Raw genomic sequence first — 1304 nt, forward strand, 5'->3', positions numbered from 1 at the left:
AACAGCAGGAGTCGATGGAATGATAGCAGTATCCCCAGAACAAAGGCTAAATCTAACCGAAGAAATCAAAGGAACACTTAAAGCAAAACCGTTAAGAAGGGTGTGGATTCCTAAACCGGGTAGGGATGAAAAACGCCCTCTAGGAATACCAACCATCAAAGATAGAGCAAGACAAGCGTTGATTAAATCGGCACTCGAACCAGAATGGGAGTCAAAGATGGAAGGAACCAGCTACGGTTTCCGACCCGGAAGGTCTGCCCATGACGCAATATCAAGGATATACCTTAGCATTAATAAAAGTAGCTACTTTGTATTAGATGCTGATATTGCCAAGTGTTTTGACCGAATTAATCACGACTTTTTACTGTCTAAAATTCACTGTCCAAGCTCCCTGAAAAGAGATATTAAACAATGGCTCAAAGCAGGAGTATTGGACAACGGCGTATTTGAAGAAACAGAAACAGGGACACCTCAAGGAGGGGTAATAAGTCCACTACTAGCCAACATCGCACTGGATGGAATGGCAAGATTAATTGAAATACTATTCCCCAAAAAGAATAAGATAAATCAAGCTGTTTTAATAAGATATGCCGATGATTTTGTAGTGATTTCACCATCACTCGAAATCATTGAACAGTGCCAAACTGCCATTTCTGAATGGCTAAAGCCTATTGGATTAGAACTCAAACCAGAAAAAACCAGAGTGTGTCACACACTCAAACCCATTGAATATAATGGGAAAACGGAAGAACCCGGTTTTGACTTTCTAGGATTCAATATCAGACAATACCCAGCCGGAAAATACAAAGCAGGTAAAATAACGAAAGGAATACCTAAAACATTCCTAACCCACATTAAACCTAGCCAAAAAGCAGTTAAAGCCCACACAGAAGCGATAAAAGGTGTAATCAAAAAACACAAAACAGCACCTCAATCAGCCCTGATTAGACAATTAAACCCAATCATTAGAGGATGGGCAAACTACTATTCAGGAGTAGTATCCACAGATACCTTCAATAAACTAGACTACACAATCTGGTTAATGTTAAGGGCATGGACAGTATCAAGATGCGGTAAAGCGAACTACAAAAAGCTGAGTAAATATTTTGGACCGGGTACAGTCAAACTCAGCAATGGGAAAGAAAGACACGAATCTTGGTTATTTCAAACCAAAGATGGTGTCCATTTATGGAAACATAATTGGACAGCAATTGTCAGACATACCCTAGTACGCGCCGACGCTTCACCCTACGACGGAAATTGGACTTACTGGGCGACCAGACGAGGACAAGCAATTGACACAC

Annotated in this window: 1 protein-coding gene; it reads left to right on the forward strand. The window is 40.7% G+C overall.

Features of this window, described 5'->3' with window-relative positions:
- The coding region (ltrA, locus tag PX481_RS26325) for a group II intron reverse transcriptase/maturase (RefSeq protein ID WP_288096895.1) at window positions 1-1304 on the forward strand (1304 nt) is incomplete at both ends.

The sequence above is a fragment of the Microcystis sp. M53603_WE2 genome, from assembly GCF_030065435.1.